General features: G+C 65.4%; 1 protein-coding gene and 1 pseudogene. One reads left to right on the top strand and one right to left on the bottom strand.

All coding sequences use genetic code 11. The annotated features are described in order from the left end of the window. Nucleotides 1-736 (top strand): annotated as a pseudogene (locus tag HP546_RS30295) (MFS transporter); the annotation flags it as partial. On the opposite strand, the gene HP546_RS30290 reads toward HP546_RS30295, so the two are convergent. Beyond that, the coding region (locus HP546_RS30290; protein WP_172233563.1) for a LysR substrate-binding domain-containing protein at nt 672-1343 on the bottom strand (672 nt) is incomplete at its 5' end. The pseudogene HP546_RS30295 and the gene HP546_RS30290 sit on opposite strands and share 65 nt — an antisense overlap.

Genomic DNA, 1343 nt, shown 5'->3' with positions numbered 1-1343 from the left:
GATTGTCCGCCGGCTGTCACCCGCGCACGCCAACGCCGACTGCACCTTCGTCATGCCGGTCACCCCAAGGGCCAGGGGTGGGGCGATCGGCACCATCCTCTCGCCACGCTACCGCTTTGGCACCTGCATGCTCTGGGCCGGTTACATACTGGCGTTGTTCCTGGTCTACCTGTTCAGCGGCTGGTTGCCGACGCTGGTCAAGGAGGGCGGGGGTTTTTCGGTATCCGAAGCGGCCATTGTCACTGCCTGTTTCCAGATAGGCGGGCCGTTGGGTGCGATTTCGGTGGGGTGGGCCATGGACCGCTGCAACCCGCAGCGGGTGCTGATGCTGACCTTCCTGTTCAGTGGCGCGGTCATCTTTGCCATCGGCCAAGTGGCCGGAGACTTTGCCTGGTTGTGCGCGATTGCCAGCGCCGTGGGCTTTGGCCTGAATGGCGCGAGCGTTGGCATGAATGCACTGGCGGCAGCGTTCTACCCCACCGAAGCGCGGGCCACAGGGGCCAGCTGGATGAGTGGCATCGGCCGCATTGGCGCGGTGCTCAGCGCCTTTGCCGGGGCCCAGATGCTGGCCCTGGGCTGGAGCTTTGCGCAGGTTTTCGCAGCGTTGTTGATCCCTGCCGGGCTGGCGGCAGTGGCGGTGTGGCTGCAAGGGCGATGTGCCGCCCAGCGGCTCAGCGCTCCCGGCTGTACATCCGGCATTCCGCCAGCAGAGCCAGCAGGTTCGGCTCACGCTCCCGCGCCTTCAGAAACACCACACCGATATGCTGCTGCAGGCGATACTGCGGCTGCAAGGCAATCAACCTGACGCGGTTTTCGTAAACCGCGGCGATGCGCCCGGGCAGCAAGGCGAAGCCCACGCCCGAGCTGACCATGCTGAGCAAGGTGAAGATGTCGTTCACCTGCATGGCCACCTTCGGTTCGAAGCCGGCTTGCTGGAACACTCGCGCGCCATCGCGGTGGGTGGCGAAGCCTTGGGTGAGGGTGATGAAGGTGGAGTCGGCCAGGTCGGCCAGGTCCACCTCGGGCTGCCCGGCGAAGGGCGAGTCGGTGGGGACGGCGAGGAAGATGTCGTCGGAGAACAGCGGCAGCTGCTCGCAGGCCGGGTCGCTGACGCTCTCGTCCAGCGAGACCAGGATGGCTTCCAGCTCGTGGTTTTTCAGGCGCTGGAGCAAGTCGGTGTTCGAGCCCAGGGTCAGGTCGATATTCAGTTCGCTGCGGCGCAGTTTCAGGCCCATGACCAGCTTGGGCACGGTTTTCACCGTCAGCGAATAGAGCGCGCCCAGGCGGAAGCGTTCGGCGTAGAAACCGGCGGCCTCACGGGTCTGGCGCACCATCTGTTCGGC

It is taken from the genome of Pseudomonas sp. CM25 (assembly GCF_013179705.1).
In the GTDB taxonomy this organism is placed as follows: domain Bacteria; phylum Pseudomonadota; class Gammaproteobacteria; order Pseudomonadales; family Pseudomonadaceae; genus Aquipseudomonas.
Note: the sequence above shows the minus strand (reverse complement) of the source record. Positions and strands in the feature narration are given on the sequence as shown.